Genomic DNA, 24090 nt, shown 5'->3' on the forward strand with positions numbered 1-24090 from the left:
GATGCAAAAAAATCCTACTCCAGAAGAGTGGTTGTTCTTGGTGCAAAGCCATTCCGAGGCCCTTGGCTTGTCTTGGCTGGATTTAATCGTCGATCAAGCTGGGCTGGGTTCTGCATGGCAGTCGCGCATTGATGCTCTCTGCCCCCCAAAGATGCTATTGAACGACACTCCACATGCCGATGCGGCAGAGGAAGGCCCTGTGCTGGTGCGCGTCAGCCACGAGCACACGGGCTCCGGCCTGCTGAAATTGCTGCACCGATGGCATGGGCAACCAAGAGTCCTGGCGCTACTGAGCCCTTGGCATTTCGAGGATCTGGCCAGCAACTGCACGTTTTGCCTACAGGCATCATGGGACAAAGGCCTACAAAAAGGTGTGCTCCGCTATCACGATCCTCGTCTGTTTGGTGCCGTGGTAGATACGCTGGATGATGTCGGTCGTGGCCTGTTGTTACGTAGTGCGCGGCAATGGCATTGGTTGGACCGCGATGGGCACGCCCGCCTACTGGACGCGGGACAATGGCACACCCCCTCGCCACAGCAATGGCCTGACGAAGCCCTTTCACTGAAAAGCGCACAAGTCGACACGCTGGCCAGCTGGCATATCGCCGAACTCTGGCGACAAAACCACTTGTTGATACCGGACGAATACAACCTGACCTCGGAAGAGGAGCTGATCACACGACTGGCACATGCTCACCAAGCTGCGGACAAGGCAAAAGTGTGGTCCGAATCTGAACGCCTGCCTTTCGTGGATGCCATTTTGAAAGACACGCGTGTATGACTCGTCTATCCACCTTGTTATCGCAGGGAGCAGTGAGTTTGTTGCTATTGCTGATAGTCCTGACCACCGGCTGTCAAGGCATGGCTAAAGACGCGACCACCGGGATAGATGGCCGAGTGGTCAATGCCGACAAAAGCATCCATATTCTCTGGGCAAGGATGAATGGCAGCGGAGTGAGCGGCAGTGGTGGGGATGAATGCTGCATGAGCATCCCGGCAAAATGGAGACCGGGCATGACCGCAGAAATCACCTGGAAGAAAGATCCAAGTCCGGGGATAAACCCTGACGGATCAAGAAAACCCAATGCCCCTGGTTCCTTCGTAACCCCTGAATGGAGCAAGTGGATGGATGCCCATGAGAAAAATTACCGGGTCATGAAGAAAACCATTTTCATCTCCAAATATGATGATATTTGCAAGGTAAACTTTGTTTTCCTCCCCTGCGATGATCCCCGAGTCATTATCGACTGCGATGCCCAGAATAAGCTCTTTCAAAATATGCCCGGCGGGCAGAATTATGATCCGGAATTGATTCGTCGCTTAGGTGGGCAAACTATTTGCCAAAAGCCTGCTTAATTATCGTGAATTCCGGTGCAGACCTTAACTCATTCGAGCTGCCATCCATGGGTACCAAGCCGATATCTCATCTTAAAATTCATTTGTTCAGGAAACCTTGCTAAATCTGGTTTCGAACCTTCTCATCAGGCACTACGCAATGATCAAACACCATATCGCCGTAACGGGCCTCGCCGTACTGGCCGGGCTAACGGGTTGTCAAGGCATGGCCAAAGAAGCGACCAAAGGGGTTCCGGGCCAAGTGGTCAATGCCGACAAAAGCATCAGTATTTTGTGGGCAAGGATGAATGGCAGCGGAGTGAGCGGCAGTGGTGGGGATGAATGCTGCATGAGCATCCCGGCAAAATGGAGACCGGGCATGACCGCGGAAATCACCGGAAGAAAGATCCAAGTCCGGGGATAAACCCTGACGGATCCAGAAAGCCCAATACCTCTGGTTCCTTCGTAACCCCCGAATGGAGCAAGTGGATGGATGCCCATGAGAAAAATTACCGAGTCATGAGGAAAACAATTCTCCTCCCCAAATACGAGAATACATGTGGGGCAACATTTATCTTTCTCCCCTGTGATGATCCTCGAGTCATTATCGACTGCGATGCCCAGAATAAGCTCTTTCAAAATATGCCGGCGGGCAGAATTTTGCTCCAGAATTGATTCGTCGCTTAGGTGGGCAAACTATTTGCCAAAAGCCTGCTTAATTATCGTGAATTCCGATGATGGCCTTAACTCATTCGAGCCGCCATCCATGGGTACCAAGCCGATATCTCATCTTAAAATTCATTTGTTCAGGAAACCTTGCTAAATCTGGTTTCGAACCTTCTCATCAGGCACTACGCAATGATCAAACACCATATCGTCGTAACGGGCCTCGCCGTACTGGCCGGGCTAACGGGTTGTCAAGGCATGGCGAAAGAAGCGACCACCGGAATAGATGGCAGAGTGGTCAATGCCGACAAAAGTATCAGTATTTTGTGGGCAAGGATGAATGGCAGCGGGGTGAGTGGCAGTGGTGGGGATGAATGCTGCATGAGCATCCCGGCAAAATGGAAACCGGGCATGACCGCAGAAATCACCTGGAAGAAGGATCCTAGCCCTGACGTAAACCCCGACGGATCAAAGGAGCCCAAATACCATGGCGCCTTCGTAACCCCCGAATGGGAAAAATGGATGGAGGCGCATAAGAGAAATTACCGGGTCATGAAGAAAACTATTCTCATCCCAAAATATGATGATATCTGCAGAGTTAGCTTTGTCTTTCTTCCCTGCGATGACCCTCGAGTCATTATCGACTGCGATACCCAGAATAAGCTCTTTCGAAATATGCCGGGAGGGCAGAATTATGATCCGGAATTGATTCGTCGCCTTGGAGGGAAACGAGTATGTCAGTAAGACTTGCCCCAATTTACCCTGAGAAGGGTTATTTCCCCACCAAGGTTACCAACGTGCTAGCACAGCGCCGTGCGCAACAACAGGAAATTGCCGAGAGCTGCATGGAGGAACGCGCCGCAGGCAAACCGGCCCCCTGTAATCAGGTATTGAATATCAGCCTGTTTTTTGATGGCACGAATAACCATGGCGATTCCGATGATGCGGCTAATCCAATCTGCAGCAGTAATGTTCGCCGTCTTTATCATGCTTCAATCGGTGATTCGAAATCGCAGGCTAGCGGCTACTACCGCCACTATATGCAAGGCGTTGGTACCCAGTTTGACCAAATTGGTGAAACGGGTCCCTCATCTGGGGGCTTGAGTTTTGCCAGTGGCGGCGAACGGCGGATATTGTGGGGGCTGACCCGGCTGATTGACTCCTTGCAGCAAAGCCTTGCCTGTGGATCTCTCGCTAAAAATGAGGCAATGGATATCATCCAGAAGATGGAGTTTACCTACGAGCAAAACGGTAAAGGCTTCATGGTGAAAAAGTCCACGAGCAAGGAAGATAGGCGGGCGGCCATGGCCGAGGGCATGGCCAAGGTGTTACAGGCCAAGGCGGATTACAAGCCCACTATCCTGAAAATAAAACTGTTTATTTATGGCTTCTCACGTGGCGCCGCCGAGGCCGGGCGTTTCTCTGGCGATTGGACGAACAGATGGAGGGCAACAATTTTTTTGATATCCCTTTGACCGTAGAGTTTCTTGGGGTATTTGATACCGTCGCTTCGGTCGGCGTGACAGAGTTGTTTCCGGGGGCACAAGGACATATAGATTGGGCCGATGGCACCATGCAGTTACCAGCGCGAAGCTGGATAAAATGTTGTGCCCATTTGGTCAGCGCTCACGAGCAACGGCTGTGCTTTCCAATGGATTCTGTTGGCACTACCACAGATGGAGCTTACCCATCGTGCGTCAAAGGCGAATGGGTCTATCCGAGGAGTGCACAGTGACGTGGGCGGAGGCTACTCACCCACGGATCAAGGTAAAGCCCGCGAGGGGCAGGGGATGTTGCTTTCGCAGATTCCCTTAAACCATATGTACCGGCTAGCATTTAATGCCGGAGCGCCGTTGAAAATCAATTCCGCCTCATTCGACATAGGTAGTAAAGCGGAAAAAGACAAATTGCAAATGCTCCAGGAGCATGAGCCATGGCGCTTTTTCGATAAAAACGTGACAGATTTATTTAAAGTTGGTCCGGACTTAGCAACACGCTTCAACGCTTGGCGACATGCTTCCAGATCCGGCAGTAGTCTCATTGAGATCATGAAGAGCCAGACGGCACAGATCAATGCTTGGCGCATTGAACGCTATGCCGGTGGCTTGCATGGACACGGTGGTCAAGACCAGGAAAATACCGATTATTTCAAATATGCCGAAGCGGAACGAGAAACCCCCGATTGGGCGATCAAGCAAGAAGAGCAAGCCGGAAAGCGCAAAGAAGGAACGGATCGACTAGCGAAGTGAAAATACAACAGCAATCCGGTAATGATATGCCTGATGTTGGCCGTGGATATACACCTAATACGGCCAAAGAGTACGAACCCACTCAAGATGCCACCCAACTCCGCAAGGGGGCACAAGACTTTCGTGATGAATACTTGGGCAATATTAGTGTTGAATTCAATCCACTGGGGTGGGTGGCAACATTATGCACAGCCATATCCCGACCATTTAGCCCTGACTGTACCGGCGATGAACGCGAAATGCTGATCAAACACAGTGAGGCCAAGTACCTGAAGGTTATCCAAAACGAAAGCCTGATGTTGTTCTACGATGAGCATGTGCATGATTCAAGAGCGTGGTTCATGTGCTGGAAGCTAGGTAAGTTGGAACCACACGGTTCTTATTGGCGCTATCGCACGGTCTTCTTCACCGATGACGACAACAACAAAGCCGTGATCTGTAAGGCCCCGGACAAGGAAGAGCCTGAAGACACAGCAGACACAGCAGACACAGCAGACACAGCAGACACAGAATCGCACAATGATTGGCACGATCTCCCACAAACTGATACCGCTAGATGAACCGATATTTTACAAGAAGAATGGCAGATGTCTGGTTCCGCTCCGTGGGTAGCAGCTCATGGCGAATAGGGCAACAGACCGCTTCGGCCGAGCATCCGTCAGAAAAGGAAAGAGCAAGGATTCCCTTGCTCTTTTCATATTGGTTAGCCGACTCGAACAGAAATCGGAAAGCCTCTCAGCCCGTACTGTTCAGCGTAAATTTTTCCGCCCATTTTTCAGAGTGATACAAGCTCAGCACTGAATTTCATATCCTTCAGGTAAGGGCAAATCCAATTTCAGTTGCTGCATCGTTCTATTTCTCCACGGTAGCAACCCAAATAGGCTGGCTGTCAACGCCGCACCAACTGCAAATACGGCCCAAATCCAGCACCTATCAGTCAGAAAGTCTTACGTTTTGCTTGCGCGAGGGCACTGCCAGCGGCAGATTTCGATGCCGCACTGGTACCGCAGTGTTGCTTTTCTGTCTTAACCCCATCATTTTTGCAATTCCAGTATCAATAAATCGTACTGGTTTTACACGCCCCGACTTCCCCTTTTGACACAGCCGATGTTGCTTCATAACCTGACGATAGAACATCTATCTCCGGTAAAAATGAGCCCCTTTGCCCAACTCCTACATGAATTGAGGATACGTTTTGGCATTCGTCAAGGAGACCTAGCTGAACTGGTGTGTCAATCAGCGTCGAATTTTGACCAGCAAACAGCGTCCAAATTTGACCGAGCAAATCAGCCGTTTTTCCTCCTCTGCTTGAACCGGTAAGAGTCATTTCCGGTTTCCAGAATGTCGCAGTGGTGCGTCACCCGATCCAGCAGCGCAGTGGTCATCTTGGCATCGCCAAACACGCTCACCCACTCCCCGAAACTCAGATTGGTCGTGATGATCAGCGAAGTCTTCTCATACAACTGACTGATCAGGTGAAACAGCAACGCCCCACCCGATTCGGGGAATGGCAGGTAGCCCAGCTCATCCAGAATCACGGCATCCATCAGTACCAGTTGGCGTGCCAGCAGTCCCGTTTTACCCTGCTGTTTCTCTTTCTCCAACTGGTTCACCAGGGTCTACCGCATTGTAGAACCGCACCCGTTTGCCCTGATGAATGGCCGCAATACCCAAGGCTGTCGCCGGTGGGTTTTACCGGTTCCAGTGCCTCCCACCAGGATCAGGTTGTGCGCGGTATCCAAATAGCTGCCACTCGCCAGTTGCTTGATACGGGCTGACTCCAGCGGGGTCTCTGACCAGTCAATGCCGCTCAGGTCACGGTGCACCGGGAAGCGCGCTGCTTTGAGTTGATAGCTCAGACTGCGTGCCTGTCGGTCGGCTTGTTCTGCATCGAGCAATCGTCGCAGCAGCGCCTCTCCCGAAAGGGGGTGCCGGTGAACCTCTGCTTGCAATTCGCGCCATGCTTCGGCCATGCCGTACAACCGCAGTGTTTGCAGTCGGGCCAGATGGGAGGACTCAGACATGCGCCACCTCCCGCAGGGTATCGTAGCGGTCGCAATTCGCCACCGGCTCCTCACGGAGGCTCAATGTGTCGGGTGTCTCCACCACGGCCACTCGAGGGGGGCGGGTCAATCGCCGTAACTCGTTCAGTACAATTGCCGTGCTGGGCTTACCATATTTCTGCGCCAGTTGGCAGGCCACTTCCAGCGTCTCCAGGCCGGATTCACGCGCCACCAGCAGTAGCTCGGCAAAGGCACGATCTCCCCGGGCTGTTTAAGGGCCTGCTGACGAACCGCTTCGATAGCGGGAGGGAGGACCCATTCGATGAATGGCCGCCCGTGACGGAGGGCACCAGGTTTCGTCTCCAGTATCGACAGGTAATGCCGGGGCTCGCAGACCATCTGGTCCCGGCCAAAGTGGCGAACATGGCAGGCCAGCTCCCGGCCATCGGCCACGATACGAATCGTGCTTAAGCATTGATACGTACCGAAACGACCTTGCTTACCATTCGGCGGGGACGCTATAACGGTTGCGATCCACCGAGACCAGACAGGTGCTGGAGACGCGCAACAGATGTTCGACGTAACCGTCGAACGGCATGGTGACCGGTCGCAGATGAGGGCGTTCCACCTTCAGTACATCCGCAATGGTGGCCTCTTGCGTGGGATGACGTCGTCCCGCCAGTTCTCGACAGCGCTGTTCCAGCCACTGGTTCAAGCCGCTGAAGTCAGCAAAGCGCGGCGTCGGCGTGAATAGCCATTCACGGATATTGCCCACCTGATTCTCGACCGGCCCTTCTCCCAGCCTGAAGCCGTGCAGGCTACCGGCTCAAACAGGTAATGATTCGCCAGCGCCAGAAAGCGGCGATTGAACTGGCGCTCTTTGCTTAAGCAAACACTGTCTCCACCACGGTCTTGAGGTTGTCGTAGACCATCTTGTGCGGGACCCCACCGAAGAAAGCGAAGGCGCGGCGATGGGCATCGAACACCATCTCCCGGGTCTCGCGCGGATAGGCAACGACAAACATCTGCCGACTGTAGGTCAGACGGAAATGGGCTAGTTTGATGGTCTGGGTAACACCACCGAGCACCACATGTTCGTAGCTCCAGTCGAACTGACCCACTTCACCAGGAGCGAATGACAACGGGACAAAAGCCTGTGTTCTGACGATCTTTGTAGCACTCGCATTCCAGGCCCGGACATAGCGCTGGATGCTGTCGTAGGCCCCGCGATAGCCTTCAGCTTGTAGGAATTCGAATAATCGGCGAGCCGTACGGCGCTGCGCTTTGGGCAGAGAGTGGTCGAGCTCAAGCCACTGCTCCAGTGTTGCCTGAAAGGCACCCAGTTGCGGTTTGGGTTGACGTTGCCGTTGGTAGGTGGGTTCGGCGGTAGTGTTGAGGTATGTCTTGACGGTGTTGCGGGAAAGGTTGAGAGATCGGGCGATGGCACTGATGCTCTCGCCGTTGACGAGGTGTCGGCGACGAATCTTGCCGATGGATTCCATGCAAAGCACTCCGGGTAGACCTCCGCCTAAAAGGCGGAAGTGTGGCACACCCGGGGTGGTCAAAATTGGACGCTGATCACCCCGGAAACCTGGTCACTTTTGCACGCTGTTTTACACCTATATAAAGGAAACCTACGTGGAGGCATCTACAGCCCGGTGCGGGAAGCCTTTGAACAGTGGGTTGCCCATAACTGGAAAGGTGCGCTTGCCAAACGCAATCGACGCCTGACCGATTCCGTCCTCGAAAACGTGCAGTGGATTCCGTGCAAGGCCGCAGCTGACCGGCTGGGGATTTCGATGGCCAGACTGCGGTATCTCGTCCGCTCGGAGCAACTGGATGGTCAAGAGACAATCAGTGCCAAGGGAAGGCACTTCCTGATGGTGCGGAAAGACCAGTTGGCCCGCGTAGAGGAGGAGCTGGCTGGCGAGATCACCATGGCCAAAGCCATGGAAATTCTCGGGTTGGGCAAGGTCCGGCTGCGACGGATACTGAAGCTGCTTTTCCCATCGGCCGGGCGTGTGAACGACCAGCCGCACCTGCCGTGGTGCATCTCTAGCACGGAGGTATACCAGCTGGCAGAGCTGGGCGAGGAGCTGCCACGCATCTATTGTGTAGATGATGACGAGATATCCCTCGCGGATGTACTGCATTACTGGCAGTGGAACGCCGATGAAGTCGTGTCACTGGTAGAGGAGGTTAAGGCGGGGACGCTGGCGCTGAGCCGGACACTCATCGGCAAAGCAGGCATCAGCCGCTGGGTGTTCAAGCGCAAGGATCTGATCCAGTGGCGAGCCGCCATGCAAACAGGTCGGGTTAACTGGATTACGATTCCCGAGCTTGCGGAAGTGTTGGGGGTGAAACAGCAAGTAGCCTACTGGCTCACCCAGAACGACTATATCCGCTCTCAGAAGATGGGCACGCGAAAGCACCATGGTTCGCGGGTACGGAAAATCGATGTAGACCGCTTCCTCCGACAGCACATCTTTGGTACTGAAATCGCTGACAGAATTGGCCGCTCCCCCAGAAAAGCCATGCTCATGCTACAGGCCGTGTCGATCTACCCTCTTCGGGGGACCAGCATCGAAGCGTGCCGCCAACTGGTCTATACTCGTTGTGAAGCGCTTGACCGGTTCCTCACTAAATACAGCGTCGGCGACCTGACGAAGTGGCACGACACGGTGAAGCGACGAAAGAAAGCCTGGGAGAGGATAATCTACGAAAATGGGACGCCAGTGCCTGATCCGTCCCACTTTCAGCTAGAACCCCGTTGATTTGGCAAAGTCCAAAATCTAGATGGAAATGGGATCCTACAAGGTGTGTAGGATCCCACGAAACTCTAGATTTTTCCCACTTTTCTAGATTTTTGGGATTCTGTTCTCTGTACTCAGCTTAGCAAATGGCCTCCAAGTTTGGAGGCCATTTTTCATTATGGCTCAAGTCCATCAGGGCCATTTGCTGTCCAGCCGAACTGACGGATGGCCCACCGTCTGGCACGCCATGCTCCTCGTAGCAATCATTGGCCCCGGATGCACGGCTCGGGTTATCCCGCTAAAATCGCCTCTCATTACCCGCCAAGGAAACGCCCGCATGATCGTCCGTCCGCCCCAGCACTGGTTTCGCCGCTTTTTTGACTGGCACGGTTCGGTTTTACCTCTGATTCTGTCGCGGCTGCTGCTCAATCTGATCATGGGTATCAGCGCGGTCCTGTTTTACCAGAATTACCAACATTTAGGCATCCACATCACGACGGCCCCGTTCAGTCTGCTGGGGGTGACGATTGCGATTTTTCTTGGGTTTCGCAACAACACCAGCTATGCCCGTTTTACTGAGGCACGGCAGTTGTGGGGCTCGCTGTTGATATCCAGCCGTTCACTATTGCGGCAAGTCAAAAGTGTTTTCGGCCGGGAAAGTGAAGAAGCACAGCTCTTTGGCGAGCTGCTGATGGCTTTTGCCCTGGAGCCTGAAGCACCAGTTACGGAATACGGATGGTCGCGATGATATTGCCCGTCTGGTCCCAACCCAGTTTCGTCAGGAGGTGCTCGACAGCCCATTACAACCCAGCCGACTGTTGCTGTGCATGGGGCTGTGGCTGGGAGAGCGGCGCGCGCAAGGCTGAGTGACATGTTGTATGACGGCATTGACCGTAATCTGAACCAGCTGTCGCAGGTATTGGGCGGCTGCGAGCGCATTGCTTCGACACCGATTCCTTTTGCCTATGGCCTGATCCTGCACCGTACGGTCTATCTGTACTGCACGTTGCTGCCATTTGCGCTGGTACCAGACTTGCACTATATGGCGCCGCTGGTATCGGTGTTTGTATCGTATACCTTCCTGTCGCTGGAGGCGTTGGCCGAAGAACTGGAAGATCCGTTTGGCACGGCGGCAAATGACCTGCCGCTGGATGCGATCTGTACCAGCATCGAGATCAACCTGAAAGAAATGAACGACATTGCGCCACTGCCGAGCAAAATGCCTGCCTGATCAGCGGTTCAACCTGCTCTGAGCTGGATAATACCGGGGCTGACGATCACCCATGCCCCCGGCCTGATCACGGAGCCAGAGCATGGGGAAATTTAACCAAGCAATTGGTTTTGCTAACATTTAGCAAAATTCTCATCCGCGAGGCATGGGCTGAGCATTATTTGTTAGCGTTGCCGGGTATAGGATTCCGTATCATCCTAATCGGTTGTTCACAGCCTCAAGGTACCGGCTACCTTTGTATGGCAGACGGCACGCCTGCCTGTTTCACCCTTTTTATTATCAGGACATCAAATGCGCGTTCAGAAAAACCCGGAAGACATCGGCCGTTGCGGTTGTGGCCGTCGTGAATACTGCGATGGCAGCCATGGCTTAAGCGAAGAACAGTGGCAAGCCGTTGTCGCGAAAGAACGAGAGGCGGCGCTGTTGAAAGAGCTGTCCGAGGCGCCAGAGGGCGAAAAGTAAGCACGACAGCGTTGTATTGAACAGGCTATCGCGCCAGAGGCGGCAGGGCTGATGGTGCCCCCGATGCCCTGGCCTGTGGGTATCAGGGCCGGTAGCTGTTTGGCAGGGAAAAAGTCAGCCACAGGCACCGGCAGCAATATGTAAGGTGTGTGCGTTGTCGCCTAAAGGAGATGGTGACAACGCTGCGCTACCCACGTAAGGACTCAATGCCCGTTGATCGGTAAAATCTTGGCCGATGACACGGGTGACAAAGAAGGTTCTGTTGTCGTGGTGGCCGGGGCAACCGTTTCAAGCGGAATGGACGGATGAATCTCGGCAATTCCCCCTTCTTTGCCGTGATAAACAACCATCACCTGAGACTCTCTGGCGCGCGCCAGTTCCTCTACACTGATGCCCACATCGGCGGCAAGATCGGTCAGGCTAACGCTGGGTACCGGTTTGCGGCGCTCCACGCCAGCAAAACGCCAGAGATTGATGCGCGACCACAGCACCAGCGCGCCGCCAAACAGCACAATCACCAAGGCATAGTTCAACAGCAGGTCAACGTAGTGTTGCCGGTTACTAGTATCAACATGATAGGGCAACAACTGCTCTCCCGAGACAGCGACGCTGACGAAGGCCAGCGCTGGCAGACACAGATAAATCCACAGCGCCCACCATACCAGCGTCAGCACAAAGGATGTCACCCGTTGTACCAGCGATGCCTTGTGACCTGCATTGATGATCAGATCGTCTTCGCCTGTTGTCATGCTCGTACTCCTCTGTCTGGACTGACCCAACGGGCACGCTTGCCTTTTTGCGGATGACGCCTTGTGGAAACGCCACAACTGTGGTGCCGATATTGATAAGCCAATAGGCCAATGGATACCAGATCATCCAGAAGTAGTTCTTGCCCAAATCGCGATCGTACTGGCTGTCCATCAGCTTGCTGGTTGCAAACTGCAACATGCAGGTTGTCCCCAGAATCAGGCCATGCCAACTTGGTACAAACGGCGACGCCACTGGCGGGATCAGGTCGCGGAATATCAGACTGAGCAGCCAGTAGACGATGATGAAGGCCATCACGTATGACCAGATGACGCTGAGGAAATACTCGGCATAAACCGGCCACATGCGCCGGTGCCTCCAGTGCTCAACACCCGGGCATTACGCATCAGCGCCTGAGTGCCACCCTTGGCCCAACGCAGCCGCTGTTTCCACAGCCCGCGCAGGGTTTCCGGCATCAATATCCACACCAGTGCCCGCGGCTCGAAACGCACATCCCAGTGTTTGAGCTGGATTTTCCAGCTGATGTCGATGTCCTCGGTCAGCATGTCCTCGCTCCAGTAACCGGCCTGATAGATGGCGGTCTTGCGGAACGCTGACAGCACGCCGGACACGGTAAACAGGCGGCCATAGGTGCGCTGGGCGCGCTTGATCAAACCGATAATGGCGGTGAACTCGCCCACCTGCAGTTTGCCCAGCAGGGTGGAACGATTGCGAATGCGCGGGTTGCCAGTCACTGCTCCTACACGTGGCGAGAGGACAAAGTGGCGCATCAGCCATTTGGCGGCATAGCGGTCCAACACGGCATCACCGTCAATACACACTAGATGCTCGTAGCGCGATATCACCAGCGCGGTATTCAGCGCCACGGCCTTGCCCTGATTTCTGGCCTGATGCACCACCCGCAAACGCGGATTGGCTGCCGCCAGTTCGTTGAGAATCTCACCCGTTTTATCCTTGCTGCCATCGTTGACGGCAATCACTTCAAATTCGGGGTAATCCAGTGACAAGGCATAACGCAGGGTGTCGCGTACGTTTTCTGCTTCGTTGAAGCATGGCACCACCACGCTGATCGGCGGGTAGTCCAGCGCGGGCGGCTGCTCGCGCGGCGGGTCCTTGCGCTCGTAATGGAAGTAATAATGTAGCGCTCCCACCATCCACATATAGGCCATGAACAGTGGGTAATAAAAGGCGTACGCCGGGACCAATGCCAGAATTATCGTCATTGCCTTGCTCCTTTTTGTTGTTCTGAGGTCTGTTTCATGCGTGCAATCCCTGCCAGTGCCCGATGGCGCGTTAACGCTCAGGCTGGCTTGTCATGGAAAAGACCCGCTTGAATGGCTGCAGCTGTGGCTGGTCCTCGAACAGGTTATCGGGGTAGTAGGCAACATGGCGTGCGCCCCGGGTATTCAACTGGCGCACCGTTTCGGCCAACTTGCTGGTGAGTATCGGCTGACGGTTGCGCCAATCGACGCTTTGCAGTTCAAACACGGTTTTGTCCAGTGCGCCGGGTACGGCCGCGACCCGGTGAAACAGTTGCTGCATCCAGGCGTCGGGATCTTTGGCATTTTCCATGTAAGGCATGGCCATCACCGCCACCGAATCGTAATGCGCCAGCGCGCTGTCAAACGACTGGCCAAACCAGGAGGAAGATTCCGGCTGCATCACGACGGCTTAACGTACAGGTTGCGTGCGGTCTTGAGCGTGGGCTGGTAGGTGCGGACGATTTCGGCCAACTCCAGACTAAAGTCATCCAGCAACTTGATCTTGCTACGCGTCCACGCCGCACGCAGCGTCGCATCCTGACGCAACGTCAGCACATTATCGGGCCAACCAGCCTGACGATAGGCGGCAAGGGCTTGCGGGCTGGCGTCTTCGTAATCGGACAGCGTGGCGTCATCATGAAACAGCAACCCGTAAAAACTGGACGAGCGCCCCGGGTCTTCGTAAATCTCGCGGATTACCTGGCGTGCGGCTGCCGAGTACGGAGTAAGCCGCGGATAACCGTGTTCCACCACGTTACCCTTGCTATCCACCGCCTTGACCCGGTCGTTACGCACCGGATGCCCAGTAGCCAGCAGTTCAAAGGCCAGCAACGGCATCCGGGCATAGACCTTCACGCCGGTACGTGTTCTCAACTGCCAGTGCCACGCGGCTGAACAGATCGGCACGCATGGGCAAATGGCGATTGGGGAAATACAGGGCATCGGCCGCGCCGTTGCCGTCCGGGTCGGCGAAGGCCTGCAGATACACGACCGACGGCCCCATGGCCTTGACGCGATCCAGCAGCTTGCCCAGATTTTCTTCCTGACGCGCCGGTGACGGATCGTAGATGTAGTCCAGATCGACATGCATGATGCGCGACGGCGCTTACTGTTCGCTCTGTACCGCACGTTCCATCTTTTTGAATTGATAGGAGAAATCGGACAGCTTCATGTTGGCGTCCAACAACAGGCGGTGCAGCGCGGACAACGGCGTATCCCGGGTATTGGCGCCGTCATCCAGCGTCATGGCCACCGGCATGCCCAGCTCCGCCGCCGGGCGGATGGTTTCGCGCGAGTAGCTGCCGTATGGCCACACCATGACGCGCGGCGCCTTGCCCAAATGCGCCTTGAGAATCTCGCGATTGCGTTGCAGGTCAGCCCTCACGCGGGCCAGATATTCTTCGTGGGTTTCATAGCGATCGCCCTTGTAGGCCTGCGAGGTGGCAGCGGGCAGCTGATTGCCCTGCGGATTGGCAACCTGGCCAAAATGCAGGTCATAACTGTGGCTGGCGACTTCGACCAGTCCACTGGCCTGCAACTCGCGAATTTGCTGCCACGACAGGAAATTGCTGCGCGGCACTTTCTCGTTACCGTATTGCACCAGTTGGCCATCCGGCACTTCCAGCCAGTGGCCGACCAGCGCAATCACCGCCGGGGCCTTAAACAGCTTGAGGACCGGAAACACGTTGGTATAGACACTGCGATAGCCATCGTCGAAGGACAGCAGCACAGACTTTTCGGGTAGCGGCTTGCTACCGGCCCGGTCCGCCAGAATGTCATCGACACTGACAAAGTGGTAACCCTGCCCTTTGAGCCATTCCAGTTGCTTGACGAATGCCTTGGTGTCCACCGCATTCACGTCACTGGCCGGGCTGTTCTGGTCGATCTCATGGTAAGCCAGCACCACCAGTTGTGATGAGGAAGGCGCTACCGCTGCCGCCAGCGCACACCAGCTGATGAGAGAAATGACCAGCCCAAGCAATATGTGTTTGAGTTTCATTAGAAGCGCCAGTCCAGAGTGATGTAGGCACGGTTGCCAAAATCGGCAGCCCCGTCATAAGGATGCCGCGTGCGCGAGAAGCCGTAACGCACACTGCCACGGTGCGACCACTGCCATTCCTGTTCGACAAAATAGCTCCAGACCAGACCGCTGGCGTAGCCTTGCTGGGCATACCGGCCAACCGTCAGACCGAGCCGCTGATGCAACGTGTCGTCGTAGTACCCCCACAGCTTCCAGTCGTGCACCGTGGTCAAGCCAACTTCGACATCGCTCTTGGGGTTGAAATAACGCGCATCCGGCATCTCGTCGTTATGGCTGGCCGCCAGCGCAAGCGTGGTATCCAGCTTGTAAACCGGCCCGCTATACCAGCGTTCCGTCCAGCCGGTACCCAGCGTTTTACGCAGATTGCCATCGGAGAGCGAGGACACGGCGGCATCCAGATTGAACGAACGGTAATCACTCACCCGATAACCCAGTGCCAGGCTGCTACGGCGGCCATGCAAATCGTCCAGCCGCCCTTTGAGCGGCACATCGCTGGAGTTTTCCTCGTGCCGGAGGCCGAGCGACCAGTGATCATCCGGCGTCCGGTATAGCCAGCAAAGCCGCCACCACGGCGCGAGCCATCCAGTGCCGCCAGCAGGCCGAACTCGCCCACGCCATTGCTGTCGCGGTATTGCGCCCCCAACCCGTAAGCTTCATAACGGGCCTTGCCTTCGTCGCTATAGTGGGCAGTGGCCAGATTGTGCTGCGCAAATACGCGCCAATGGCCGTAAGGTGATGAGTACAAGCGCGACTGGCTGTCCCGGGCGTTCTGTTCCCCCGCGCCACGCGCGCCGGACAAGTCCTTGCCCACCTCAACCACCAGTTCCGGGCGCGTTTCCCAATACCAGCGATCCTGCAGGGTGGTCAGCGTACGCCAGCCGGGACGGACGCTGTCGAGGTAATCCAGCTGCTGCCCGGCCTGATCGAATTCGTAGGTATCCATGGCGGCCGATGCCAGCCCGCTACTGGCTTCATACGCCTGCGGCTCGTCGACCTTGACGCGGGCAAAGATACCGGCGGCCTGACGCGGCCAACCGCGCATCAGCGCCAGCGAGCCGCGGTTATTGCGCAACTCGGTATTGAAAGGGGCTTCGGCCAACAGCGCATCCAGCTTTTTCCAAGCCTCGCGCGTGTTGTCCAGATAGGCCTGCAACATGGCATCGGTCAGCATGACCTTTTGATAATCGCCGTTGTAGCGCGTTTGCCGACTGGGCGCGTCATAGCGGGTGCGTGGCACCGCGCGCTTCAACGCTGCCATTTCCTGCCGCGCCTGATCGCTTTGGCCGGATTCCAGCAAGGCAAAGATCAAGGCAATGCGCCAATCGATCACCTCATCAGCATTGGGTGCGGCGGCAATGGCGGCACGGTACAGAGGCACGGCCTGTTGCGGTTTTTTTTGTGCCAGATAGGCATCAGCCACCGCTGCCCGGGTATAGGTTTGTTAAGCGTAAACGGCTGGTGCTGTTCATAGTCGCGAATGACCTCTGCCGACCGGTCACGCTGTTGCAGCATGATCAGGCGGTCATTCAAGGCGCCATCACGAAACCGCTGTTCGTCCGGGCGCAATTGCTCGCTGACGATCTGATTTTGCTGCAAGGCCAGATCGGTGAGTTGGTAGCGCTGCGTGCCGGTTTCCAGCGACTCCTGCGTCACCCCCCAGCGGCTGGTGACGGCGGCCTGATCCAGCTCGGTTTGCACATCCAGCGTGCGGTCAACGCCGCCGCTCTGCCGGATAAAGCGATGGGCTTCGCCTGGTGCGCCCAGTTTCAGCAACAGGGTGACGTAGGTTCGAGCCAATTCGCGGTCACCGGGAAAACGTTGCATCGCGGCCCGGATATTGCTCAGACCGGCGGTCAGATCGCCGCCTTGTACCAGCACATAGGAGCGGGCGCGCGCCAACTCCAGTTCGTCGGCTCGGGTCGCCGGTTTGCCTGCGGCAGCCAGCGTAGCCAATGCCTGTGGCAGTTGCCCGGCATCGGCCTGAGTCATGGCCGGGCCTGCGCTGGCATCGCTGGTCGGATGGGAGTTGAGTACGGTGCGATAGAGCTGCTGCGCCAAGGCATAGTCATGCTGGTCGCGCGCCTTGCGCGCCAGCAGGCCAAGAGTAGTCGGCGTCAAAGCTGGATCAGGCTGCGCTTTCCACTGGCGCAATGCTTCGACGCTGCGGCCATCCCAGCACAGCAAGGTGAGGTAGTCATCCAGCAACGGAGTCGGCAAGGCGCCTTTCTGGCGCTCTTGTTCCAACAGTTGCAAGGCTCCGCTTGGCTGCCCTGCTCTGGCGGCCTGAATCGCTGCCACATAGTCCGCCTGCTTCCAGCGTGGCAATTCCGCCGCATGGACAGACACCCCGACCGAAAACAATCCTGCCAACAAGCAGGGCAAAAGGTTCTTTTTCATATAGCTCACGCCAGTCGGATTGACATGGAGATTGGATATTGGGTGAAGCTGGCACCCGTAGTATGTCAAATGCTTCTTTAATTATTTGTTATTTTATCTGATAGTGCAAATATCATATTGCGTAGAAAAACCATGCTATTTATATGGTTAACAATGAACAGCGCCCATCATTTCCCTGCGTGGCACATGCCATCCCGCATGACTGGAGTACAGAAAAACCCCTTTCATATCAGTGTGTACTCTTCAATGGTTAACACCGGTTGGCAAGAAATCCAATAATCATTTCTGCTGCGCTTGCCTCGTTTGGCATTGCCATCAGAATTAAGACTAGCCGGTGTGGCAGAAATGAATCAAGCGGTTGCTTGGTAGACAATGAAAAATGCCAAATGGGCAGGCAGGGGCAACAAGAAGGGGAAGACCGCTGACCCGGATGGGTCAGCGCCATGCAGACGGATGGTCATGCACTCGCTGCCGCCGCCATGCAGACCATTCGGCCAACCCCGGCGGCGCAGCGTGGATCATTGCATTAGAAGAACAACCAGAAGCCGTTGGCGAAGAACAGCATGCCGAGCAAACCCACCGGTAGCGCCGTGAGCCACAGGGCTTTCTTTTTAAGCAAGCCAGCCACCGATGACAACAAGATGGCGACCTGCAGGAAGATCACCGCCAGACCAAACGGCTTGCCGTGTTTCTGTGCGGTATCTCGTTGCAGTTCCAGCTGCTTGGCCTTGGCCCGGATATCAGCCTGCTCCTGACCATAAGTGGCGGACTTTTTGCCGAACTCGGCAATTTTGGCATCGAATTCTGCCGCTGCCGGGCTGCTTAAAGGCAGGGCGGCACGCGCCAGTTGCAGTTGGCTGCGCGACAGGTCGTACAGGTTCTTTTTCAGGCTTTTGGCCTGATAAAACGCCCATTGGTCCGATGCCTGCTGCTGGCTGATCAGGCTGAGTGTGGAATAGCCACCAGCCTTGAAGGTGGATAAGGTGGCACAGACGGCAAGGAACACGGTAGACAGCGCCAGCTGGTTGAGCCGGTGGTTCTTTTTGCGATTCAGACATGATGGTGGGTACGCTAACGAAATCAGAAAGACACCAGCGCGGGCGCCACAAGCCTGACAGTGGGCAGGCGTGCGTCGGCGCTCGCGGCCGAAAACCTGCTTTATAAAGCTTTCCGTGCGCTTTGCCCAGCCTTTTGTCCGGTCGTGTCCTGCCCATAAAAAACCGCCCGAGAGCGGGCGGTGCTGACGATCAGGCGGCTAACACGCCCGCAAGCAGGTGCCGGGCGGGACGGGATCAAGCCTGGTCTTTGGTTTTGCAGGCCGTGTTGATACCCAACAGGGCGTAGGGCGGACACCAGCCGAGCAACCCGGTGGCCAGCGGCACAATACCCAGCCAGCCCCATGGCGTCTGCGGGCCGACGAATACCAGGCTGAGGATACCCAGCCCGGCGACGATACGGATCACGCGTTCAATATTGCCGATATTCTGTTGCATGCTGTGCTCCCGGAGTGGGGTTAGCTACTACGATATATATAAAAACATAATATCATGAAGCATCACGTCCGTAACCATTTCCCCCTGTGCACCAAAGAAAAGGCCACTTGCGTGGCCCCAATGCGGAGAAATGATTGCGGCCCGGCCGCCTCAGTCGCCCATGGCAGCCAATTGTTCGGCCTGATGTTCGGCGATCAGCGCATCGGTCAGCTCGAACAGGTCGCCATCCATGACCTGATCAAGCTTGTATAGCGTCAGGTTGATGCGGTGGTCGGTAATACGGCCTTGAGGGTAATTATAGGTGCGAATCCGCTCGGAGCGATCGCCCGAACCAATCAGGCTCTTGCGCTCGGCCGCTTCCTTCTGTTGCTGCTCGCGCCGCTGGATGTCGTTGATGCGTGCGGCGAGCACGGCTAGTGCGCTGGCCTTGTTGGCGTGTTGCGACCGGCCGTCCTGACACTCGGCGACGATGCCGGTGGGCAAGTGGGTGACGCGCACGGCGGAGTCGGTTTTGTTGATGTGCTGACCACCGGCGCCGCTGGCGCGGAAGGTATCGATGCGCAGGTCGGCCGGGTTGAGCACCACGTCCACCAGTTCATCGGCTTCGGCCATCACCGCCACGGTGCAGGCCGAGGTATGAATCCGCCCCCGGGTTTCGGTGGCCGGTACGCGCTGCACGCGGTGGCCGCCGGATTCGAACTTGAGACGCGAATAGGCGCCTTGCCCGATCAGGCGCACGATCACTTCCTTGTAGCCGCCCAGATCGGATTCGCTGGCCGAGACCACTTCCACCTGCCAGCGGTTGCGTTCGGCAAAGCGGGTGTACATGCGCAGCAGGTCGCTAAGCAAACAGCGCCGCCTCGTCGCCGCCGGTGCCAGCCCGCACTTCCAGAAAGATGTTCTTGTCGTCGTTCGGGTCTTTGGGCAGCAGCAGCTTTTGCAACGCCAGCTCGAGTTCGGCCAACCTTTGTTTGCCTTCGTCCAGTTCGGCCTGGGCAAATTCTTTCATGTCCGGGTCGGACAGCATTTCCTCGGCGGTGGCGATGTCGTTTTCGCACTGCTGGTAGGCGGAAAAGGCTTCCACCACCGGGGTCAGTTCGGCGTGTTCGCGGGTCAGTTTACGGAACTGATCCATGTTGGCAGTGGCGGATTCGCTGGCCAGAAGATGGGTGACTTCTTCCAGACGTTCGGCCAACTGCGACAGTTTGGTCGCAATCGACGGTTTCATTACGACTCCGGATGTAGGCGGTAGAGATGTGCCACCGCCTCGATCAGCGCGTCGTGTTCCGGCCCGTGGCCTTGCGACAGCGCCTGGGTCGGCGGGTGCATCAGTTTGTTGGTGAGCTGGAGCGACAGCGCTTCCAGCACTTTTTCCGGGGCTTCGCCGCGTGCCAGCTGCTTTTGCGCGGCGTCCAGCGCGTTACGGCGGATACGTTCGGCTTCGTCGCGCAGCGAGCGGATCAGCGGCACGGCTTCGCGCCGTTTCAGCCACTCGACAAATTCCACCACGCGCGCCTTGATGATGGCTTCGGCTTCTTCCGCAGCCTGCTGGCGGGCTTCCTTGCCCACTTCGACGATGCTGGCGATATCGTCCACGCTGTAGAGATAGACGTCATCCAGCTTGGCCACTTCCATCTCGATGTCGCGCGGCACGGCTAGATCGAGCATGAACATGGGGCGATGGCGACGGGCCTTGAGGGCACGTTCCACCAGCCCTTTGCCCACAATCGGCAACTGGCTGGCAGTGGAGGTCACCACCACGTCGTAGCGCGGCAAGACATCGGGCAGTTCGGACAGCGTGATGGCGTTGCCGGAGAACTGCTGCGCCAGTTTCTGGCCGCGTTCCAGCGTGCGGTTGGCGATGGTGATACAGGCCGGGTTGCGGGCGGCAAAGTGGGTAGCCACCAGTTCGATCATCTCGCTTAGCGCCGATAAACAGCACATTCAGCTCGCTCACCGTGGGGAAGATCTGTTCGGCCAACTTGACTGCGGCGGCGGACATCGACACCGAGCTGGCGCCGACGGCGGTGGAACTGCGCACGTCCTTGGCCACGGCAAAGGTTTTCTGGAACAGGCCGTTGAGCAGCGGGCCGAGCGTGCCCACCCGTTCGGCGGTGCGCACCGCGTCCTTGATCTGGCCCAGAATCTGGGTTTCCCCCAGCACCATGGAATCCAGCCCGGAAGCCACGCGGAAGGCATGGCGGGCGGCGCTGGCGGCATCCAGCTGGTACAGATAGGGTTTCAGTTCGGCCAACGGCAGGCTGTGAAAACGTGACAGCCAGTTGAGCGCCGCGTCCGGATCACTGCTGTTGCAGTAAATCTCGGTGCGGTTACAGGTGGACACGATGGCGGCTTCGCGTGCGGCCGCCGACTGCACCGAGCTTTCCAGTGCTTTCGGCAACACTTCGGCCGGGAAAGCCAGTTTTTCCCGCACCGACAGCGGGGCAGTGTGATGATTGAGACCGAAGGCGACCAGATGCATGGGCGGAAAATAAGCCGCAGAGGAAATGGGGTATTTTAGCCTAAGTTGGCGCGCCCGTCCCGGCTACGTGCGCGCGGCCAGCCTAACGGTTTGATCGGGTGGCGGCGGCGATGACGGACAGTTATTCGGCCAGCCGGAATTAGACTAAGATAGCGTCAACAGGAGGCTTACCATGTCGCTCAATCTTGCCGACATCCGCAAGGATTATTCGCAAAAAGAACTCTCACCCGATGACTGCCTGCCGGACGCGGTGGCGCAGTTTGAAGTCTGGCTGAACGAGGCCATGACGGCACAGGTGAACGAACCGACGGCCGTGAACGTGGCCAGCGTGGGGGCAGATGGCCGCCCGTCAGCACGCATGGTGCTGCTCAAGGGCGTGGAAGACGGCCAGTTGCTGTTCTACACCAACTACAACAGCCGCAAGGGGCAGCAGTTGTTGGCCAACCCTTATGTGTCGCTGACCTTTTTCTGGCCGGAGCTGGAACGCCAGGTGCGAGTGGAAGGCAAGGCTAGCCGGTGGCGCCGGAGGTGTCCGATGCCTATTTTGCCAGCCGCCCTTACACCAGCAGGCTGGGCGCCCGGGCGAGCGAGCAAAGCACGGAAATCGATTCCAAGGCGGTGCTGGTGAAACGCGCGGCGATGTTTGGCGTAAAACACCCGATCAGCGTGCCGCGCCCGCCGCATTGGGGTGGCTTTGCCGTGGTGCCGGATCGCATCGAGTTCTGGCAGGGACGCCCCAGCCGCCTGCACGACCGAGTGGTGTACACGTTGGCCGAAAACGGCAGCTGGAAGAAAGTACGCCTGGCGCCGTAAACCCGCCATCATGCTGGCCAGCACAACGCCCCGTAACCAAAGGTTCACGGGGCGTTGCTGTCTGGCGGCAAGCCACCCGGTCAGGCGATGGGCAGCCCTAACGCCTGCGCATGAAAACGCAGGTGATCGTCAATGAAGCTGGCGATGAAATAGTAGCTGTGGTCGTAGCCCGGCTGCTCGGCGCAGCGTGAGCGGATAACCGACGCGCTCGGCGGCCTGTTGCAGGGCGTGTGGATGCAGCTGGCTGTCGAGAAACTCGTCGTCCTCACCCTGATCCACCAACAACGGCAACTGTTGCGACGCCTGCGCCAGCAAGGCACAGGCATCCCATTGCAACCACTGCTGCGCATCGTCGCCCAGATAGGCGGCAAACGCCTTCTGCCCCCACGGCACGCGGGATGGCTCAACGATGGGGGCAAATGCCGATACCGAACGGTAGCGCTCCGGCTGACGCAAGGCCAGCACCAGCGCGCCATGGCCGCCCATGGAGTGCCCGGCAATGCTGCGCGCGGTGGTCACCGGGAAATGCGCTTCGATCAGCGCCGGTAGCTCGTCGGCCACGTAGTCGTACATGCGGTAATGGCTGGCCCACGGCGCCTGACTGGCGTTGAGGTAAAAGCCGCCTTGCCCCAGATCGTAAGCAGGGTCATCGGCCACGCCGGCGCCGCGCGGGCTGGTATCGCACACCACGATGGCCAGCCCCAGCTGCGCCGCCAGACGTTGCGCCCCGGCTTTGTGGATAAAGTTTTCCTCGCTACAGGTCAGGCCGGACAGCCAGTACAGCACCGGCACGCGGCCGGACTCGGCCTGCGGCGGCAGGTAGATGGCAAACTTCATGTCACAGCCAAGCACCTGCGACGCGTGCTGATAGCGATACTGCCAACCGCCGAAACAGAGGTTGGCCGAAAGTCGTGTGGGAGCGGCAGTCATGGCGGGCACCGCGTTACAGGTCGAAATGGATGACGCTGCGGATACTCTTGCCTTCGTGCATCAGCTCGAACGCCTTGTTGATGTCGTTCAGCCCCATGGTGTGGGTGATGAAGGTATCCAGTTCGAACTCGCCCTTCATGTAGCGCTCGACATAGCCCGGCAACTCGCTGCGGCCGCGTACGCCACCAAAGGCGGAACCGCGCCAGACGCGGCCGGTCACCAGCTGGAACGGCCGGGTGCTGATTTCCTCGCCCGCGCTTACCACACCGATAATCACCGATTCGCCCCAGCCCTTGTGACAGCACTCCAGCGCGGAACGCATCACCTTGACGTTGCCGATGCACTCGAACGAATAGTCGACACCGCCATCGGTCAGGTCGACGATTACTTCCTGAATCGGCCGGTCGTAGTCCAGCGGGTTGATGCACTCGGTGGCGCCCAACTGTTTGGCAATTTCAAACTTGGCCGGGTTGACGTCGATGCCGATAATGCGGCTGGCCTTGGCCATGACGGCGCCGATGATGGCCGACAGGCCGATGCCGCCCAAACCGAAAATCGCCACCGTGCTGCCCGGCTGCACCTTGGCGGTATTGAGCACGGCGCCCATGCCGGTGGTGACGCCACAGCCCAACAGGCAAACCTTTTCCAGCGGCGCTTCCTTGCTGATCTTTGCGACCGAAATCTCCGGCAACACGGTGTATTCGGAGAAGGTGGACGTGCCCATGTAGTGATAGATCGGCTTGCCCTGATAGGAGAAGCGCGTGGTGCCGTCCGGCATCAGCCCCTTGCCCTGCGTGGCACGGATGGCCTGACACAGATTGGTTTTACCGGAGCGGCAGAACTTGCACTGGCCACATTCCGGCGTGTAGAGCGGAATCACGTGATCGCCCGGCTGTACCGAGGTCACGCCCGGGCCCACTTCCACCACCACCGCACCGCCTTCGTGACCGAGAATGGCCGGGAACACGCCTTCCGGGTCAGCACCGGACAGGGTGTAGGCATCGGTGTGGCACACGCCGGTGGCAACAATGCGCACCAGCACTTCACCCGCCTTGGGGCCTTCCACATCCACTTCGACAATTTCCAGCGGTTGTTTGGCCGCCCGTGCGACCGCGGCGCGCGACTTGATCATGGCAATTCCTCGTTAAGCTGACGACAACAGGCAAAACGGCAGTATACGGGCGCAACTTGCGGCCAACGTAGCG

General features: G+C 57.2%; 24 protein-coding genes and 7 pseudogenes. 11 read left to right on the top strand and 20 right to left on the bottom strand.

All coding sequences use genetic code 11. The annotated features are described in order from the left end of the window. The first annotated feature begins 1 nt into the window (after nt 1). From tla1 to GKE73_RS26980, 7 genes and pseudogenes are all read left to right on the top strand, one after another. Nucleotides 2–781 (top strand): toxin Tle1 chaperone Tla1, encoded by a 780-nt coding sequence (gene tla1, locus GKE73_RS08935; RefSeq protein WP_512698901.1) that lies wholly within the window; start codon nt 2–4, stop codon nt 779–781. Further along, nucleotides 778–1356, top strand: coding sequence for a DUF3304 domain-containing protein (locus tag GKE73_RS08940; protein WP_230369792.1), 579 nt, complete (start codon nt 778–780; stop codon nt 1354–1356). Before tla1 ends, GKE73_RS08940 begins: the two co-directional genes overlap by 4 nt. Nucleotides 1357–1495: 139 nt before the next feature. Beyond that, entirely contained in the window at nt 1496–1759 is a 264-nt protein-coding gene (locus GKE73_RS23095; RefSeq protein WP_280954852.1) for a DUF3304 domain-containing protein, read from the top strand. A 434-nt stretch (nt 1760–2193) separates the two neighbouring features. Further along, nucleotides 2194–2745: a DUF3304 domain-containing protein gene (locus tag GKE73_RS08950; protein ID WP_230369793.1), complete on the top strand. Its 552-nt coding sequence runs from the start codon at nt 2194–2196 to the stop codon at nt 2743–2745. 101 nt (nt 2746–2846) lie between these two features. Then, a complete protein-coding gene (locus GKE73_RS08955; RefSeq protein ID WP_230369794.1) occupies nt 2847–3476 on the top strand; it encodes a phospholipase effector Tle1 domain-containing protein in 630 nt (209 codons plus the stop codon). Beyond that, nucleotides 3443–3736 (top strand): phospholipase effector Tle1 domain-containing protein, encoded by a 294-nt coding sequence (locus tag GKE73_RS25600; protein ID WP_376767314.1) that lies wholly within the window; start codon nt 3443–3445, stop codon nt 3734–3736. The genes GKE73_RS08955 and GKE73_RS25600 overlap by 34 nt, the downstream gene beginning before the upstream one ends. 178 nt (nt 3737–3914) lie before the next feature. Next, a pseudogene (locus tag GKE73_RS26980) lies at nt 3915–4810 on the top strand (T6SS phospholipase effector Tle1-like catalytic domain-containing protein). Between the two features lie 494 nt (nt 4811–5304). Here the strand turns inward: GKE73_RS26980 and GKE73_RS08970 are convergent. The 5 genes and pseudogenes from GKE73_RS08970 to istA all read right to left on the bottom strand — a co-directional run bounded on the left by GKE73_RS08970 (nt 5305) and on the right by istA (nt 7755). Then, entirely contained in the window at nt 5305–5577 is a 273-nt protein-coding gene (locus GKE73_RS08970) for a hypothetical protein (RefSeq protein ID WP_230371556.1), read from the bottom strand. Further along, nucleotides 5537–6274 (bottom strand): annotated as a pseudogene (istB, locus tag GKE73_RS08975) (IS21-like element helper ATPase IstB). Before istB ends, GKE73_RS08970 begins: the two are co-directional and overlap by 41 nt. After that, complete coding sequence (locus tag GKE73_RS08980; RefSeq protein ID WP_230369797.1) at nt 6267–6485, bottom strand: hypothetical protein; 219 nt, start codon at nt 6483–6485, stop codon at nt 6267–6269. Before GKE73_RS08980 ends, istB begins: the two are co-directional and overlap by 8 nt. A gap of 267 nt (nt 6486–6752) precedes the next feature. Further along, entirely contained in the window at nt 6753–7028 is a 276-nt protein-coding gene (locus GKE73_RS08985) for a Mu transposase domain-containing protein (protein WP_230369798.1), read from the bottom strand. Nucleotides 7029–7137: 109 nt separating this feature from the next. Further along, on the bottom strand, nt 7138–7755 hold the full coding sequence (istA, locus tag GKE73_RS08990; RefSeq protein WP_230369460.1) for an IS21 family transposase: 618 nt from the start codon (nt 7753–7755) through the stop codon (nt 7138–7140). A 39-nt stretch (nt 7756–7794) separates the two neighbouring features. Between istA and GKE73_RS08995 the strand changes: the two genes are divergently transcribed. The 3 genes and pseudogenes from GKE73_RS08995 to GKE73_RS09010 all read left to right on the top strand — a co-directional run bounded on the left by GKE73_RS08995 (nt 7795) and on the right by GKE73_RS09010 (nt 10699). Then, complete coding sequence (locus tag GKE73_RS08995) at nt 7795–9027, top strand: helix-turn-helix domain-containing protein (RefSeq protein ID WP_230369799.1); 1233 nt, start codon at nt 7795–7797, stop codon at nt 9025–9027. A gap of 316 nt (nt 9028–9343) precedes the next feature. Beyond that, nucleotides 9344–10237 (top strand): annotated as a pseudogene (locus GKE73_RS26500) (bestrophin family protein). 291 nt (nt 10238–10528) lie between these two features. Beyond that, entirely contained in the window at nt 10529–10699 is a 171-nt protein-coding gene (locus GKE73_RS09010; protein ID WP_230369802.1) for a hypothetical protein, read from the top strand. A 203-nt stretch (nt 10700–10902) separates the two neighbouring features. Here the strand turns inward: GKE73_RS09010 and pgaD are convergent, their stop codons facing one another. The 13 genes and pseudogenes from pgaD to hemA form a co-directional block, all read right to left on the bottom strand. Next, the gene (gene pgaD / locus GKE73_RS09015) at nt 10903–11448 is read right to left on the bottom strand and encodes a poly-beta-1,6-N-acetyl-D-glucosamine biosynthesis protein PgaD (protein ID WP_230369803.1); all 546 of its coding nucleotides are present in this window, start codon (nt 11446–11448) and stop codon (nt 10903–10905) included. A gap of 312 nt (nt 11449–11760) precedes the next feature. Then, a complete protein-coding gene (pgaC, locus tag GKE73_RS09020; protein WP_230369804.1) occupies nt 11761–12690 on the bottom strand; it encodes a poly-beta-1,6-N-acetyl-D-glucosamine synthase in 930 nt (309 codons plus the stop codon). A 70-nt stretch (nt 12691–12760) separates the two neighbouring features. Further along, nucleotides 12761–13129, bottom strand: coding sequence for a poly-beta-1,6-N-acetyl-D-glucosamine N-deacetylase PgaB (locus GKE73_RS09025; protein WP_230369805.1), 369 nt, complete (start codon nt 13127–13129; stop codon nt 12761–12763). Then, nucleotides 13129–13584, bottom strand: coding sequence for a poly-beta-1,6-N-acetyl-D-glucosamine N-deacetylase PgaB (locus GKE73_RS09030; RefSeq protein ID WP_230369806.1), 456 nt, complete (start codon nt 13582–13584; stop codon nt 13129–13131). The genes GKE73_RS09025 and GKE73_RS09030 overlap by 1 nt, the downstream gene beginning before the upstream one ends. Then, entirely contained in the window at nt 13547–13819 is a 273-nt protein-coding gene (locus GKE73_RS09035) for a poly-beta-1,6-N-acetyl-D-glucosamine N-deacetylase PgaB (protein ID WP_230369807.1), read from the bottom strand. The genes GKE73_RS09030 and GKE73_RS09035 overlap by 38 nt, the downstream gene beginning before the upstream one ends. A 15-nt stretch (nt 13820–13834) precedes the next feature. Continuing rightward, nucleotides 13835–14728, bottom strand: coding sequence for a poly-beta-1,6-N-acetyl-D-glucosamine N-deacetylase PgaB (gene pgaB, locus GKE73_RS09040; protein ID WP_230369808.1), 894 nt, complete (start codon nt 14726–14728; stop codon nt 13835–13837). Continuing rightward, a complete protein-coding gene (locus GKE73_RS09045) occupies nt 14728–15258 on the bottom strand; it encodes a PgaA family protein (RefSeq protein ID WP_376767316.1) in 531 nt (176 codons plus the stop codon). Before GKE73_RS09045 ends, pgaB begins: the two co-directional genes overlap by 1 nt. Then, nucleotides 15189–16148 (bottom strand): PgaA family protein, encoded by a 960-nt coding sequence (locus tag GKE73_RS09050; protein ID WP_230369810.1) that lies wholly within the window; start codon nt 16146–16148, stop codon nt 15189–15191. Before GKE73_RS09050 ends, GKE73_RS09045 begins: the two co-directional genes overlap by 70 nt. Further along, complete coding sequence (locus GKE73_RS09055; RefSeq protein WP_230369811.1) at nt 16097–17167, bottom strand: PgaA family protein; 1071 nt, start codon at nt 17165–17167, stop codon at nt 16097–16099. Before GKE73_RS09055 ends, GKE73_RS09050 begins: the two co-directional genes overlap by 52 nt. 526 nt (nt 17168–17693) lie before the next feature. Further along, nucleotides 17694–18173 (bottom strand): DUF4337 domain-containing protein, encoded by a 480-nt coding sequence (locus tag GKE73_RS09060; RefSeq protein WP_230369812.1) that lies wholly within the window; start codon nt 18171–18173, stop codon nt 17694–17696. Nucleotides 18174–18459: 286 nt separating this feature from the next. Further along, nucleotides 18460–18660 (bottom strand): YgaP family membrane protein, encoded by a 201-nt coding sequence (locus tag GKE73_RS09065; RefSeq protein WP_230369813.1) that lies wholly within the window; start codon nt 18658–18660, stop codon nt 18460–18462. 150 nt (nt 18661–18810) lie between these two features. After that, nucleotides 18811–19888: pseudogene (gene prfA, locus GKE73_RS09070) on the bottom strand (peptide chain release factor 1). Beyond that, nucleotides 19888–21142 (bottom strand): annotated as a pseudogene (hemA, locus tag GKE73_RS09075) (glutamyl-tRNA reductase). The pseudogenes prfA and hemA overlap by 1 nt, the downstream one beginning before the upstream one ends. 172 nt (nt 21143–21314) lie before the next feature. Between hemA and pdxH the strand changes: the two are divergent. Next, nucleotides 21315–21955: pseudogene (gene pdxH, locus GKE73_RS09080) on the top strand (pyridoxamine 5'-phosphate oxidase). Between the two features lie 80 nt (nt 21956–22035). On the opposite strand, the pseudogene fghA reads toward pdxH, so the two are convergent. Further along, nucleotides 22036–22885, bottom strand: a pseudogene (gene fghA, locus GKE73_RS09085) (S-formylglutathione hydrolase). Nucleotides 22886–22898: 13 nt separating this feature from the next. Beyond that, on the bottom strand, nt 22899–24017 hold the full coding sequence (locus GKE73_RS09090) for an S-(hydroxymethyl)glutathione dehydrogenase/class III alcohol dehydrogenase (RefSeq protein ID WP_245393835.1): 1119 nt from the start codon (nt 24015–24017) through the stop codon (nt 22899–22901). Nucleotides 24018–24090: the final 73 nt, after the last annotated feature.

It is taken from the genome of Paludibacterium denitrificans, from assembly GCF_009707705.1.
GTDB classification, from domain to species: Bacteria; Pseudomonadota; Gammaproteobacteria; order Burkholderiales; family Chromobacteriaceae; genus Paludibacterium_A; species Paludibacterium_A denitrificans.